Consider the following 14,126-nt stretch of genomic DNA (forward strand, 5'->3'; position numbering starts at 1 on the left):
GTCCGGCACGGCCATCCGAGAACGGACTTATTCCACATGGACCGGAGAAAGGAGGCCGTTGTGATCTCTGTGGAAACGATGACTTCGTTCAGGTAATGGTCTAACTAAGCATTTGTTTCGGAAAGTGTCGGTTCTCTTTGTTTTCATATCGTATGGTGATAAATCCCACAGTAAATCCGAGTTGTGGCAGCACTGGTTCGAAATAGCACTGATTGCCGCGAGTGCAGGTATGTCGTTACGAAACCCCTGATTGACCACCTGATCGAACTATTACCATCCGGTCTGTGTCATGGCTTTAGCCATGGCTGTCGTAGAAGAGACACGAGGAACTGGTAGTTGCTCGATGTGTGAGAAGACTCTTGATGTGAACGGGACCCAACAGATCATCCTGAGAAGCATGAGTCGGTGGGGTGTACAGGATCGGGTGACCCACCAGGTGTGTTCGAGCTGTTGGAAGAATCTGCACAAAATCTTCGAGCCGCCGGACCAATGACCAAAGGATCGACCTCACTGTCGATGCGTTCCGGAGCTATTCTCGTCCGTGTGGATTCGATCAGTCGAACGTTCGTTCCCGACTCGCTCGAGTGTCCGTACGCGTTCGGGTTGGTGGTCGGAGCGCTATTGGCCGTGATCTTCGGAAGGTGTACGTGGTGTCCGAAGTATCCTCGACGGTCCACCCTGTGAGATCGAGTGGTGCGTCGCCGGTGTTCTCGTAGGTGAGGTACTGGTCGTTCATGTTGTCGTTGTCGTTGCCGTCCGCGTCGGTCTGCAGACCGGCAAGCGAGAGGTCGCCCTCACCGACTTCCGATTCCTCACCCACCTCGCCGTCGGTTCCCTCGCTCTCATTGACTCCGTCAGTCTCCCCGCTCCCATCGCTCTCGTTGACCTCATCGTTCCCGTCGTCACAATTAGACCTGATTTGACGGCTGATGAGCCGGAGAGACGATCTCTTGATTGATCTGGAGAATTCGGTTGACCTCGAAGTAATTCTCCAGAGAGCTACACTCATTCGCCCGAAATCCCTCATCTAGACAGTGCCGCTATGAGAGATATTCCATCCAACCGTTCGATTGTTTTCCAGCGGTGATCCATTTCGTCGAGTCGAACTATAACTGGCTGCCGACGAATGGATGCGTATGCCCAGCAGAACCGAAACCGCGGATGTCGTTGTCGTCGGTTGTGGTCCTGGTGGAGCTGTACTCGCGTACCTCCTCGCGCGGAGCGGTGTCGATGTCGCCCTTCTCGAACGGGCTAGTACCTTCGAACGGGAGTATCGAGGGTTCGGCTGGAACCCGGGCGTCATTCGATTGTTCGACGAGATGGACGTTCTCGACGACGTGCTCGATCTCGCTCACGAGACCGTCACTGAGGGGTCGTTCTCGCTCTACGGCGAGGAGGTCTCGGTTCTCGATTTCGACCTCCTCGATACCGACTACTCGTATGCGCTCATGATGGAGCAGCCGGCGCTCCTCGAGTGTCTCGTCGACCACGCCAGTGGGTACGATCGGTTCTCGTTCCATCCTGCGACGACGGCGACCGACCTTCGAGCAGACGAATCGGGTGGATGTGGTGGCGTACACGCTCACGACCGGCAGGCCAACGAGGACGTCGAGTTCGAGGCGCGCGTCGTGGTTGGTGCGGACGGCCGATACTCGACGGTCCGGTCGAGGGCCGGCATCGATCCGGGACTGTTCGATTCGCCCATCGATCTCGTGTGGTTCAAACTCCCGAGCGGGACGGTCGACGCCAGCTCACAGGGTCGTATCGACCGCGACGGCGTTCTCGTCTATTTCGGGTTGGGCGGCGGCGATATTCAGGTGGGATATCTCGTCGAAGACGGTGAATGGCCCTCCATCCGGAATGCAGGGTTCGATGCGTTCCGAACCCGAGTCGCTGCGATCGATCCACACCTCGGATCCGTGATCGACACGCATCTCGATGGGTTTCGTGACACGACCCTCCTGGATGTCGCACCAGGCCTCGCGGAGACGTGGACTCGGGAGGGTCTCCTGCTGCTGGGCGACGCTGCTCACGTCGCCAGTCCGATCGGTGCACAAGGCAATCCCCTTGCCGTGGAAGATGCCGTCGTCGCTCACGACCTCCTCGTCGACGAACTCGCGAAAACCGGAGGGGTGCTATCCGCTGAGGCACTTCGTGCTTTCGAGACTCGACGGCGACCGAGTGTTGAACGCGTCACTTCGCTCCAGCGTCGTGCCGCAGCGAACCTCGCGTTCTGGCTCAACTACGGACGGTACGTCCCACCGTGGCTGGTTCGTGCGTCGACAGCGGCGTTCGGCTGGACGGTTCCACGATCGAAGCGGATTCGAGGACTGGTCGAGTCGTTCGCACTCGGTGACCGGTCGATTTCGGTCGCTCGCACGCATTTCACCGATTGACAGAGCCAAAACCATTCTCTCAGGTATCGAGAGATGAGGATTCAGACCGGTTCTCCTGTATCCCCCGGTTCGCCGACGGAGGGGGTTCGATCGGTGTAAATGTGATCGGTGAGGAACGCCGCCATCGCCGCAGTGAAGAACTCGTGGTTGTCGAGGTTGGCGGCGTGACCGGCGTTCGGGACCTTCCGAACGGTAACGTCCGGGATCTCGGCGGCGATCCGCAGGACGTGACGACGGATGAATTGCAGTTCGTTCTCGCCGTACAGCACCAGGGTCGGAACGGTGATTGCCGTGAGATCCACCGTCGTTTCAGGGAAATCCGCGATCGCTCGGATCACCTTGGCGAACTCGTCGGTCGCCATGTTCGGCTTCCCTCTCCGGAGCCGTTCGATGTTCCCGTAGTCACCGGTAGCCCCCGCGTCGAACCGCTCGTGGAACCAGTTCTTGACGCGCTCGACCCGCTCGTAGCCGACGAGTCGGGCCGGCGGAACGGTGGCTCTCAGCGCGGCGAACTGGACTCTGTCGCGCCAGTCGAGGACAGCGGCGGTGAAGGTATCGGCGAGGACGAGCCCCGCGATCGACTCGGGGTGGCGGACTGCGTACGCCTGCGCGATGCAACCGCCCGTCGAAAGACCCACGATGACGGGCTGGTCGAGTTCGAGCTCCTCGACGAGTGCTTCGAGATCGTCGACGAAGAGATCGACCGAGTACTCCTCCCTCTCGGATCTGCCGGTCAAGCCGTGTCCACGAACGTCGTACGCGATGGTCGTGTACTCGTCGCTGAGCGCCTCGAGCTGCGGCAGCCACTGGCTGGCGTCGACGATAGCCGCGTGAACGAAGAGGAGAACCGGACCGTCGCCGCGTCGTTCGTAGTAGGTGTCGATGTCGTTGGTCCGAACGATCGGCATAGTGACATCCCTATCGACCCGATTGAAATGAAGTTACCGGGGGAATCTCAGAGGGAGTGGAACCACTACAAGGGTAGTCGGGCTTCTCTATGTCCACTCCGCCAACAATGGCAGAACACGATTTTGGACCCGCGATGTATCGAAGACATCGTGTGTTACCAGCAGTCGTTTCGAGTTCGCTGTCTGAAAAGACAAAAGAGCCGCTCAGGGGACGACCGTCCCCGTTTCACTCGAAGCGGTGTGGAGGTCCTGAACCGAATCCGTCGCCGCCTCGGGGCCGCTCGCGTTCGGTTGTGTGGACGACTCGAGGTCCATTTCGACCTCGTGGCGGCTCTTCTGGAACTCGGCTTCGGCCTTGCCGACTGACCGAGCGAGCTGCGGGAGCTTGCTCGGGCCGAACAGCAGGACGATCACCGCTAGGATGACGACGAGTTCCAGCCCGCCAGGCACTCCCACGAATAGCGGGAAGACCGTTTCGAACAGTCTCGTGCTGATCATGCCGACGCACCTCCGTGGTTGTGCTGGGCACCCTCGCGACTTTGCTGAGCGCCTCCATCGCTGGCCTGGGCACTGCCGCCGCCGGAGGCGGACTGGGCGAGTGCGACGAACACTGCGCCCTTCATGCCCATCGCCTCGTGGGGCTCACAGACGTACTTGTAGACGCCTGGCCGGTCGAAGGTGAACTCGAAGGTGGTGCCGGCGTCGGTCACCGGGGGGCCGCTGTTGAACGTGCCCTCATCGGCGATGACGTTGTGGCTGCCACCGCGGCCGGTCCATTCCCACGTCACGGTGGTGTGGGGCGACACCGCTACTGCGGCGGGGCCGAACCCGAAGTCGCCCATGTTGCCCTTCGACCCCACCTCGATGGTGATCGCGTCCTGATCACGCATGTCGTGGGTGTGATCGTAGTTGCTCACGTTGTCGAACCAGCCCTTGTAGTTGGGTTCGTTCGGGAGCTGCGGGCCGCTCGGTTGGCTCCCACTTGAGGTCGCTTGGCCGGTACAGCCGGCGAGGCCGGCCGATCCCACCACCGCCACAGCGCCGGCGGCTTTCAGGAAATCCCGACGACTCGTGGTCATCTACCTCACCACTCCCTTGGGGTCGCTGGTTTCGGTTCGGGTACGGTCGGCGACCGCACTACGATGTTCACTCACGTAGAGGGTGGTGAGCAGGCCGATCAACGCCACCTGGACGGTCTTGTCAGCCACCCCGAGCAGGAAGTCGGGCATCCCGAGCATCACCCACGCACTGATCTGGGTGAGCGTGAAGACGACTCCACCGAAGTAGAGCAGACGGTGGTCGAAGCTCGTCGCCATCAGCCCTGCGAGGGTGAGGAATCCTAACCCTGCGAGCAGGAACGGGACGAAGCTCTGGGTTGCGAACAGGTACAGGTGAACGCCACCCGTGATGGCCGCAAGCACCATTGCACTCAACTGGCTGCGAGTGAGTCCGCCGAGGTTCAGTCGGATGCCGAGCGTGTTTTGTTTCACATAGGTTGCAAAGCTCATGATGTTTCCTCCGCAGATACTCTATGGAGCCGTCACAGCATCATGCTTCCCTGCGGGAATTTCCCATGGCGTGAGCACCGCTCACGAGCCGAGCGCGTCGGCATCGAGCGCTTCTGCCTCGCGCCGATAGTTATCGAGGGTCGAGACGACCCACGAACGAATCGTCGGATCGGCGGTCTCGATCAGTGCCGACGGCGCGCCCTGGTCGTTGATCAGCGCGAAATTGGCGGTATCATCGATGACCGCGAGGTTGTACGGAACCGTTCCCTCGTAGCGGTAAACGCTCCCGCGCTCGCACGCGGCGAGCTCGCGGAGCCACGTCCCGACGTCCGGGTCAGTCATGACAGCATCGAGCGTCTCAGCGGCGAAGACGACTTCGAACGACTGGACGCCGTTGACGGTCGTTCGCCAGCCAGCCTCGACGACCTGCGGGGCCGAGCCGAAGGCGAGGATGGAGACGTCCTCGCCGGCTGCCACCAACTCGGCGGCACGTTCGACGGGCGCGATCGTATCGCTCGGTTTCGGGAGCGTGATGTCGGCGTCGGCGAAGCGGTCCAACGAAAAATCGAACTCGTCGGTCGGGAGCCACTCGATAACGCCACGGAGTTTCTGCATGGTCCCGACACCCTCGACTAGCGCGCGGAACTCCGCGACGAGGAAGCCGCCGAGCGGCGACGTGCGGTAGTGGTGGCCGTCGTGGACGACCCAACCTCTGGCCTCGAACTCGGTGACGATACGTCCGACCGTCGCGCGTGGGATGCCGGTTGCTGCTTGGAGTTCGGCACGGTCGTGTGGCCCCTCGATGAGCGTTTCGAGCACCCGAACGCGGCTAGCCGAACGGGCGAGAAACGCGATGTCGTCGAGTGCCGCGATGTTGTCAAGTGCGGTCATGGCCCCATCACAGGTCCGATCAACCTATACTTCAATAAACATTTGCCCGTCCGCTGAACGGATATGCCGGATAGCCTCATCCGATTCCTGAACGAGGACGAACTCAGGCCCTCTTCTCGACGGATTCTTGGGAAGGAGTCGATTTCTGGGTGCTCCCGTCGGGGGAGAGCCCGAGTCGTCGCTCGTGCTCGTCCATTGGAACCATTCTCGCGAATTTGCCGACTCCGATGGGCGGGACGTTCCGAAAGAACGTCTCGAAGGAGTCGCCGTCGACGACGTAGAGTTCTGCCCAGAACCCGAGTCCCCCGTCCGGGTCGGCCGTCTCGTTGTACCATTTCCAGGCCGGGATGTGAGAGCCGTTCGGATCAGTCGCGAACCGCTGGAGGTCCTCGAGTGACCGCCAGTACTGCATCGCAGCCCCCTTCCGGAGTCCGAGAAAGATCGGTGTATACCCGAGGAATCCGCTGTCCGGATCCGCCTCCAACTCTCTGAACATCTTCGCGACCTTCCAGTTCGCGACCAACCAGTGCGGGAGCGCCCGGAGCGTGTTGAGCCGCATCCCGTTGATGTAGATCACGAACCCCTCGTCCATCTCCGCAGCCATCCGTTCTCGGACTATCGGTGCCATTGAGCGGTAGCTACGCTACCACCGATAATAAACTAGTCAGACGATCTATCGATGGGCACCCGGTCGCACCGCCGGAATCGAACCGACGGGCAGTGATATCGAGGTCCAGAACATGATCTTCACCCGTATCGAAGATGGGAAAATCGCCGAGAGATGGATTCAACCGGACATGCTCGGCATGATGCGACAACTCGATGTCCTCGAAGATCTCTCACAGTAATCTCGGCTCCTGAATCAGCACTCAGTACGTGACCGCACTGAGGATATGACAGCGGAGGCGTTCCCACTCAGGACAGTACCATCTCCGCGAACAGAATGCCAGATTCGACCGGTGATGTCCATCCGGTGCCGATTGCGAATGGGGATGGCGGTACTCGTTCTCGGCGGCGTCCTGTACGTTCTTGCGACGGCTCCGCCGGCGAGTCTGCCTGGGTTGCTGAGTGTGTGTTTGTATAGTACCAGACTGCGCCGTGGGAAGGGTCAACGCCAAGCCAGTCGAACACTGCAACAGTTTCCCGCAGCGACAGCCCCATCGAATGAAGACGCACCTCGAACACCGTGGCGGTGTTCGAGGTGCGCTTGTTCTCTCAAACCTCATGACAGTCCACATCCAACGTCTCTCTGAACAGGTCTTTGAGTTTCATGAGTATTCTTGCTACGATCTGCTCGCTCCTCAAGCACCCTCAACTAGACAGTGCGGACGATGGTCGAGTAAAAACTTAATTTTGGATTCTCTATAACATACCGAAATGAAGCTATTCTTGAACTTGGTGCCATCTCATCCTCCATAGATAAGGTAAAGAAGATAGTTTAGGTGATATCGTCAACTGAAGCAGGTGGATCTCGAAGAGATCAACATCCACATTTTCGAAACAGAAGTTTGTGAACTGCCACATACTATGCATAAAATCCAATTAGAAGCGATTTAAACCAATCAGTGTTGGAGACGCTATATGAAAAGGATTTTTAATTTCTCAAAACACTGGATATGGAGAACAATTCGGTGAAACTGCCGCTTGTTAGTGGGATAGAGCTGTTTCTGAGGCAGTTCTAAGTGCTGAAAGACAATTAGTCCGCCGTATAAATACAAACTTGGCCGAAAGACGGTCACGCCACGACCTGGCTAGGTCCGATCCGTTCTGCATCGGATCGGTAAGACGTATACACCGATTCGGCCCACGTCACTGCAGACTTGTTTTCGGTTTCGATGAGTGCCCGTGGAATCCCTTGTTCGTCAGTACCTTCTATTAATAAAGTCTCATCAGCTATTGCCATGGTGTATGAAATTTCATCATCACTCCTCAGCACAGCGGCTTGGTTGGAGTTGAGTATCTCCTGAATCTGGGTCGTCATGCCTGTTTCAGCACTTACGTCATCGAGAAGGCCTGCTGGAATCACGGCCTCGAACGTCTGCGCCTCTTCAATCACCGCGTCTCGAACTGCGGTTAGTACTGGAGGAATGACCGAAGATGCGAGCATCTGGATGTGACTAGCAGTACCGAGACGAGTTGCCATTCGAAGAATCGGTATGAACGGATTGCTCTGTGTCGATGTGGTGATCTCTGCGTCTTGTAAAGTAGTGATGTCAAATTCCATCTGCTCGGTCGGTAGCCAATCGATCACTTCCTGAAGTTGTTCGACGGCTTCCATTGTCTCGAGCAAGCGGGCAAACTCGCCGCCGACGAGCTTTCCGACCTGCGTTACCTCGTAGTGATGCTCGATTCTTGTGATCCATCCCTTCGCTTCGAGATCGTCGAGAACACGTCCAATCGTGGACGAAGACGCACCGATCGATTCCCGAAGATCCGCCCGATCGTGTGGTCTCTCGATCAACGCTTCCAGCGCCGCGTGGCGATGGACCGACCGTGAGAGAAACTCAACGTTGTCGAGTGACGTATCCATGCTACTTCATGAAAACACCGAGTTACAAATCAGTCAACGCTAGATAGTTAGATATCCTATATAATTCTGATGTTTGGGTGGCAATAACAACCGCGAGTATGTCCGTTGATAGTTTCGGTATTACGGTCCACTCATAGCATGAGATTTCTTTGAGGGGATGGGATCTGTTTCACGAATAGTATATGTATAAGTACGCGAAAGGGCTGATAGAGACGACGTAGAGAGAAACACCACCGCGATGAAACAGTCGAGACACTACCCACCGCAAAATGAACACCAACACATACTGCTCGGACTCAACGGCGGTCAGTAGGTGAACGGCATCAGCACAACGGAGCGTCGTCCGATTGCGCCATCCGACGCTGAGGAGGTCAACTCGACCGAGTGAACGAACGTAATAATGCGTCACTACTCCGTAAAAGATCGTAAAGAAACGGATGGAGGAACATCCGCCCCATCCCCCTTCGAAACAGCAGGCAGCTACGCCTACGATCTGTTCCTTCACGGAGCCGGCGAAGGACGGATGAACTGGGAGGTCACGGAGTTATCCGATGACGACGTTGCGGTTGCCTTCCACTACGAACTTGACAATCAAAAATTCGACACGACCGTTACAGGCAGAACAGAAGCGATTAGGGACGAACTGCTCGCCACACCTGCCTATCCGTTCGTGACGGCTGTGCTTTTTCCATCCGTGCTTCCCATGCTCGGAGTCGGAGAACTGTCGATCGGCGATCAGCTCTCGGTCCCAGTACCAGGGGGAGAGGGAACCGTCGAGATTACCGGGAAATACACACACGCAGGCATCGAGGGCTACACATCGGTCTGGAGAGTCGACGGAGAGCGGCGATACGAGGACTGTGTCGCACCCGATCTCGAACTGTTGTTGAGCGCGACCTACTATCCGCCGGGAAGCACCGTGGCATTTCTCTGGCTAGGACTCGTTACGTACGAGCAATCGGGGGACGAAACGTGAGCAGAGCTACGTGCCGTTAGGAATTCGTTGGAAAAGCGGCAGTTTCCCCACGAGGTTCGGACGGCATTAGGTCGTGACTCGATCGGATTCGGTTTCGGCGTCGGGACGCCCACTACTCTCCGGTATCGGTGACTGAGCGTTGTCGTTTCGTTTCCGCTGGGAACTCGAAGGGTGCGATGAACTCCGCTGTTTCCAACCGTTGGCTGTGGTTTCGGGCTCTCGATGGATGGTACGTCGAGCAGTGGCCGATCTCGCTTGATTGGGTTCAGCAAGTCGAATTGCACGCCCTGCGTCGGCTGAACGGTAGATTGCGTCGATTAGCCGCTGCACTGTAAGCGCCTGTTCGAGGGGGTTTTGCTCGGCTGGCTCGTCGCATGCGATCGCCGCAAGGAATGCCGCCTGTTCGGCAGCCAACCGATCGTTCTGTAGGGAGACAACGTCCGTATCCGCGAACCGCTTTCCACCCTCAGTGTCGTTTTCGTAGAGCGTGAGCGTATCGTTTTCGCGGTCGAAACGCGCGCCAGCATCGGTTCCACGAACCAAAACGGTGTCATCGGCCGGTCGAGTAGCTGCCCATGCGACTTCGAGGTTCACAGTCGTGCCGTCGTCAGCGCGGAGGAAGGCAGTCACGGAATCGTCGACTTCATACCCGGTGTTCGGCACCGAGGTTTCGATTGCGCCATCGCCGATACCGAAGTTCGAACGGGTGGTGCCAGTGACTTCGACGATATCAGGGAAATCGAGGATATAGAGCGCGAGATCGATCGCATGGACACCGATATCGATGAGCGATCCGCCACCAGCAACGTCGCCGTCGGTGAACCAGGTGCCGATTCCGGGAACGCCGCGACGTCGAATGTAGTTGGCTTCGATATGGCGAACGTCGCCGAATCGACCCGTCCGTTGGAGGGTTTTGATGGCTTCGACGGAACCGGTGTAACGATTGGTGAATCCAACCATACAGAAACCACTACTCCAGCGGGCAGCCTCGGCGATACGTTCGGCACTTTCGAGGTCGTGGGCGAGCGGTTTCTCGAGGAGAACGCTGAGGCCAGCATCGAGAGCCCCGACGGCGTACTTTTCGTGATGACGGTTCGGCGTTGCCACAACGACCGCATCGACGTCATCGTACAACTCCCGAGCCTGCCCATACGTCCTCAGACCGTATCGTTCGACGAATCGATCATCAGCTCCGGAATTCGTATCCAGACCACCCACGAGACTCACGTCGTGCTCGACGAGCCGATCGGCATGTTCACGGCCGATATTCCCGAGTCCAACGATACCGACCCGGACATCACGCCAGTTCATGCCAGACTATTCCTTCGATCCGATTTTCCGTGTCTGTTCATCATATCGTCCACCTGTCTCGTGGTTTCACCTACAGCACCGATCCATATAGAATTATTTAATGAAAGTTAGTGGTGATATGCGAGAGTTCTCAATATCCAGAATTCGTTTCAATGGATGGGTTCATTTCAGCTCGTGGGAAATAGTTGCCTGTGGATGACCTAGTCGTATTTCGAAATTACTAATATCAACAACATATTCGGTATCGTTTTCGATGGTTTGTTCGGAATTGACATCTTCGCTGAGAAGCCTACTCTTAGCCTTTTCCACGTTGGTGTTGGAAAAAGGTAGTCATATTGATATAGTCTGCACAGTCAAGCGTAGAGCATGGGTGGGCACCGGACGAACGATGATCGGCGATCAGCGAACGATAAACTGTTCGAACGACGATCATATCTGAAGCTTTCCGCTGCCGCGGCGGTGTTCGGCGTTGCTTCGACTCCGCTACAAGGACCGATGGACGGGATGTATCGGGCGGTGCAAAACGGGCAGTGGGACGATCCGTCCGTCTGGGCGGACGGTGCTGTCCCGGATGACGACGCCCGCGTGCTCATCGAGCGTGGTGTGATCGTCACAGTCGCCCACCAAGGGACAGCCCGGCTCAAAACCGTCCACGTCGACGGGACGCTGACGTTCGATCCGACTGTCGACACACATCTCCAGGTCGATACGCTGGTGACGAACCCCAGAAGCACGCTCCGGATAGGCACACCGTCGACCCCCATTGAGGCCGGAACCGAAGCCCGGATCACGTTCATCGACACCGGCCCGATCGACGAAGCGCAGGACCCCGGTCGGCGACGCCGAGGGCTTCTCGTGAATGGGGATCTGACGGTCCACGGGGCAGCGAAGACGTCTTGGACCGAGCTCGCGCGTTTCCCGGCAGTAGGGGACCGCCAACTATCCCTCCCGGCGACACCGACGAACTGGAAAGCGGGTGACCGACTCGTCGTACCAGGAGTGAACCCCAACGAAAACAGGGACGAGGAGCGGCGGATCGAGGCTGTTGCTGGAACGACAGTACGCCTTGACTGTGCACTGGAGTACGACCACATCCCACCGGCAGACGACCTCGACGGATACGTCCTCAACCTGTCTCGCAACGTCATGTTCGAATCGGAATCGGCGGAGATTCCGCGGCGTGGACATGTGATGGTCATGAACCCCGCGACCGACGTCCGGTACGCTGCGTTCCGCGAACTGGGACGGACCGACAAATCGCAGGCGATCACCGATCCAGTTCGGGGAACAGCACCCGACGACGCGGAGACGAATCCGAAAGCGAGGTACTCGTTTCACTATCACAAGACGGGGATCGAACAGGAGCCACATCGGGCCGAAGGAGTCGTCGTCGACGGCAGTCCCGGGTGGGGCATCGTCAACCACCACTCTCACGCCGAAGTGACGGACTCGATCACGTACGACGTACTCGGTGCAGGATTCGTCGCCGAAGGTGGCAACGAACGCGGATCGTTCGGACGGAACTTCGCGCTCCGATCGAAGGGAAGTGGCGACAAGATCGACGACCGTGCGTTCGGCACTCGCCACGCCTCCATCGAAATCGACGACTTCGGTCACGCTGGTCACGGTTTCTGGTCCCAAAGCCCGATCGTCGAACTCACGGACAACGTCGCTGCTGGCCACCGGCACTACGGATTCGCCATCTGGACACGCCAACTCCTCGACGGGCCGATGGCCGAATGTACACAGGTCGAAGACAGTCGAGTGACCTACTGTCCTAACCTCCCGATGGAGTACGTAGAGGGACAGAAACCACTCATGGAAGCGATTTCTGCGGGGAGGTTCAGTCATGACCACGACGAACTGATGCGGGACACCGACAAGGTTCCGTCGTGTTTTGTTCGCCTCGAACGCTTCGAGGGCAACGAGGCGTTTGCATCGGCTGGCGGGTTGGACTTCTCGCGCAACAGCTTCAAGTGGAAACACGAACGGTTCGACCAGTTCAGCGAAATCCGTGACTTCACGGTGTACAACGTCGGCCCTCACATCGATGACGAGGGGAACACACGCGGCGTCGTCAAAAATGGGGCGAAGAAAGGTGGCAACCAGGGCATCAAACTCCGATACCTGTCGAACGTCGCCGTCCGAGACTGTCGCCTTCTCGGGACCGACGGGACGGGAGTCGGAATCCCCGGTCACGACTATTTCTGGACCAATATCGTCGAGAACTGTGACATCCGGGGTTGGAATCTCGGTGTCGTCCCGGGCGAGCATCGAACAACGATCGTCCGTGACAACGTTCTCGACAACGCCGTCGACATCGATTGGAAGATCGGTAACACCGGTCCGCTCGTTGCCGAGCGCAACGACGATGGGGCAGGGAAACAGCCCTTGCTACGCCATGACCTCAGCTACGATGACGTGAAAGCTGGAGAGTTGCTGGGGCTCGCTCGAAATCGCGGAACGGTCCTCGACGGCCGAACGGTCTATTATGAGGAACAACGTCCAGATTATGTCCCGATCAAATCCGAAGCGGAACTGGTTACGGTCACAACTGGCGGGAGCTACGGACACATGACCGATGTTATCGGTCATGACGATGCTGGAGCGGTTATCGGGCTCACGAATCAAGAGTTGATGGATCAGTTCGGTGTGTCGCTTGGTGGGTCACTGCTACCTGATACTGCCGTTGGCGAAGACTACGTCACTGGTGGGGTGCTCGACCCCATCAACCGTTCGACTCCACCCGAAGCAGCGTGGTTAGACGTAGCCGCTGGTGATATTCTCTCGGGAGCAGAAGTGGTGTCCGATGCCAACACAGAGAGCGGCGAGGCTGTGCGTGTGACTACAGGAACGGACGAACCGCCAGCCGATGATGCGTCCGTTGTGTCGATAAACTTCGACGTTTCTGAAGGGACCTACTCGCTGTATGGACGGTTCTTCACCCGTAGTTGGAACGGCGACACGGTGTACACTCGAATCGACGACGGTACGTGGAACGCGTGGGAGAAGTTGAAGCCGCCAAACGGGTTCAAGTGGTACACAGCAGCCCCGAACGATGAGTCTGAGTACACGTGGGACCTCTCAGCAGGAACACACACGCTCGAGATCGGGTGTCCGAACGATGGCGTTCTCCTCGACAAACTGTTCATTGCCTCGGATGCCACCATCCTCGGCGGTTTCGGGCAACCAGCGCAGAATCGGTGATCGACCCTGGCCGCTTATTCTCGTTCTCCGGAGAGCGGTATCCGTTTGTGACCTGTCACGCTCGCTTCGGTGGTCCGTTACCTCCCATCGATGCTGCAGCTTTTGGCTCCACCGGGGGAAGATTGATATGAGAACACACGAATAGGTGAACTGAAATGACTGTGGCCGAAAAACAGCGGCAGGTCGAGCTACCCGAACGGATCGTGGAGCGTGTCGAGAAACGTCTCCCACGTACCGAGTTCGATTCGACCCCCGAATATATCACCTACGTGATGGAAGAGGTTCTGTACCGAGTCGAGCAGGAAACCGAGGACGACGACTTCGAGGCGGTCGACGAGGACGAAGTACGCGATCGACTGAAGTCATTGGGCTATCTCAACGAGTGATCTCCCGCCGCGC

12 protein-coding genes and 3 pseudogenes are annotated in these 14,126 nt (G+C 58.0%); 5 read left to right on the plus strand and 10 right to left on the minus strand.

The annotated features are described in order from the left end of the window. Nucleotides 1–553 precede the first annotated feature (553 nt). Nucleotides 554–1,009: a hypothetical protein gene (locus tag C449_RS17820; RefSeq protein ID WP_152415689.1), complete on the minus strand. Its 456-nt coding sequence runs from the start codon at nt 1,007–1,009 to the stop codon at nt 554–556. Between the two features lie 127 nt (nt 1,010–1,136). Between C449_RS17820 and C449_RS08870 the strand changes: the two genes are divergently transcribed. Further along, nucleotides 1,137–2,396, plus strand: a complete 1,260-nt coding sequence (locus C449_RS08870; RefSeq protein ID WP_006077656.1) for an FAD-dependent monooxygenase — start codon at nt 1,137–1,139, stop codon at nt 2,394–2,396. Nucleotides 2,397–2,437: 41 nt separating this feature from the next. Here C449_RS08870 and C449_RS08875 read toward each other — a convergent pair whose 3' ends face one another. From C449_RS08875 to C449_RS08900, 6 genes are all read right to left on the minus strand, one after another. Then, the gene (locus C449_RS08875; protein ID WP_006077657.1) at nt 2,438–3,304 is read right to left on the minus strand and encodes an alpha/beta fold hydrolase; all 867 of its coding nucleotides are present in this window, start codon (nt 3,302–3,304) and stop codon (nt 2,438–2,440) included. A gap of 204 nt (nt 3,305–3,508) precedes the next feature. After that, complete coding sequence (locus C449_RS08880; protein ID WP_006077658.1) at nt 3,509–3,802, minus strand: twin-arginine translocase TatA/TatE family subunit; 294 nt, start codon at nt 3,800–3,802, stop codon at nt 3,509–3,511. Continuing rightward, nucleotides 3,799–4,383 carry a halocyanin domain-containing protein gene (locus tag C449_RS08885; RefSeq protein ID WP_006077659.1) on the minus strand — a complete coding sequence of 195 codons (585 nt, stop codon included), beginning with the start codon at nt 4,381–4,383 and terminating at the stop codon, nt 3,799–3,801. Before C449_RS08885 ends, C449_RS08880 begins: the two co-directional genes overlap by 4 nt. Further along, complete coding sequence (locus tag C449_RS08890) at nt 4,384–4,812, minus strand: hypothetical protein (RefSeq protein ID WP_006077660.1); 429 nt, start codon at nt 4,810–4,812, stop codon at nt 4,384–4,386. 81 nt (nt 4,813–4,893) lie between these two features. Next, nucleotides 4,894–5,703, minus strand: a complete 810-nt coding sequence (locus tag C449_RS08895; RefSeq protein ID WP_006077661.1) for a helix-turn-helix transcriptional regulator — start codon at nt 5,701–5,703, stop codon at nt 4,894–4,896. A 103-nt stretch (nt 5,704–5,806) separates the two neighbouring features. Continuing rightward, the gene (locus tag C449_RS08900) at nt 5,807–6,331 is read right to left on the minus strand and encodes a monooxygenase family protein (RefSeq protein ID WP_241430097.1); all 525 of its coding nucleotides are present in this window, start codon (nt 6,329–6,331) and stop codon (nt 5,807–5,809) included. 61 nt (nt 6,332–6,392) lie between these two features. Between C449_RS08900 and C449_RS18830 the strand changes: the two are divergent. Further along, nucleotides 6,393–6,551: pseudogene (locus C449_RS18830) on the plus strand (ester cyclase); the annotation flags it as partial. 181 nt (nt 6,552–6,732) lie between these two features. On the opposite strand, the pseudogene C449_RS18650 reads toward C449_RS18830, so the two are convergent. Together C449_RS18650 and C449_RS08905 are read right to left on the minus strand one after the other, a co-directional pair. Next, nucleotides 6,733–6,975: pseudogene (locus C449_RS18650) on the minus strand (IS6 family transposase); the annotation flags it as partial. Between the two features lie 463 nt (nt 6,976–7,438). Then, the gene (locus tag C449_RS08905; RefSeq protein WP_006077664.1) at nt 7,439–8,233 is read right to left on the minus strand and encodes a helix-turn-helix transcriptional regulator; all 795 of its coding nucleotides are present in this window, start codon (nt 8,231–8,233) and stop codon (nt 7,439–7,441) included. Nucleotides 8,234–8,756: 523 nt separating this feature from the next. Here C449_RS08905 and C449_RS08910 point away from each other — a divergent pair. Beyond that, on the plus strand, nt 8,757–9,209 hold the full coding sequence (locus C449_RS08910; protein ID WP_006077665.1) for a hypothetical protein: 453 nt from the start codon (nt 8,757–8,759) through the stop codon (nt 9,207–9,209). A gap of 270 nt (nt 9,210–9,479) precedes the next feature. Here C449_RS08910 and C449_RS08915 read toward each other — a convergent pair. Further along, nucleotides 9,480–10,520: pseudogene (locus C449_RS08915) on the minus strand (Gfo/Idh/MocA family protein); the annotation flags it as partial. A 459-nt stretch (nt 10,521–10,979) separates the two neighbouring features. Here C449_RS08915 and C449_RS08920 point away from each other — a divergent pair. Beyond that, complete coding sequence (locus tag C449_RS08920; protein WP_206536530.1) at nt 10,980–13,727, plus strand: G8 domain-containing protein; 2,748 nt, start codon at nt 10,980–10,982, stop codon at nt 13,725–13,727. Between the two features lie 155 nt (nt 13,728–13,882). Beyond that, nucleotides 13,883–14,113, plus strand: coding sequence for a hypothetical protein (locus tag C449_RS08925; protein ID WP_006077668.1), 231 nt, complete (start codon nt 13,883–13,885; stop codon nt 14,111–14,113). Nucleotides 14,114–14,126: the final 13 nt, after the last annotated feature.

Origin of the sequence: Halococcus saccharolyticus DSM 5350 (assembly GCF_000336915.1) — an archaeon.
GTDB classification, from domain to species: Archaea; Halobacteriota; Halobacteria; order Halobacteriales; family Halococcaceae; genus Halococcus; species Halococcus saccharolyticus.

Coding starts and splice junctions, on each gene's coding strand:
- C449_RS17820 (WP_152415689.1), bottom strand. CDS start 1,009: ATGAGTGTAGCTCTCTGGAGAATTACTTCGAGGTCAACCGAATTCTCC.
- C449_RS08870 (WP_006077656.1), top strand. CDS start 1,137: ATGCCCAGCAGAACCGAAACCGCGGATGTCGTTGTCGTCGGTTGTGGT.
- C449_RS08875 (WP_006077657.1), bottom strand. CDS start 3,304: ATGCCGATCGTTCGGACCAACGACATCGACACCTACTACGAACGACGC.
- C449_RS08880 (WP_006077658.1), bottom strand. CDS start 3,802: ATGATCAGCACGAGACTGTTCGAAACGGTCTTCCCGCTATTCGTGGGA.
- C449_RS08885 (WP_006077659.1), bottom strand. CDS start 4,383: ATGACCACGAGTCGTCGGGATTTCCTGAAAGCCGCCGGCGCTGTGGCG.
- C449_RS08890 (WP_006077660.1), bottom strand. CDS start 4,812: ATGAGCTTTGCAACCTATGTGAAACAAAACACGCTCGGCATCCGACTG.
- C449_RS08895 (WP_006077661.1), bottom strand. CDS start 5,703: ATGACCGCACTTGACAACATCGCGGCACTCGACGACATCGCGTTTCTC.
- C449_RS08900 (WP_241430097.1), bottom strand. CDS start 6,331: ATGGCACCGATAGTCCGAGAACGGATGGCTGCGGAGATGGACGAGGGG.
- C449_RS08905 (WP_006077664.1), bottom strand. CDS start 8,233: ATGGATACGTCACTCGACAACGTTGAGTTTCTCTCACGGTCGGTCCAT.
- C449_RS08910 (WP_006077665.1), top strand. CDS start 8,757: ATGAACTGGGAGGTCACGGAGTTATCCGATGACGACGTTGCGGTTGCC.
- C449_RS08925 (WP_006077668.1), top strand. CDS start 13,883: ATGACTGTGGCCGAAAAACAGCGGCAGGTCGAGCTACCCGAACGGATC.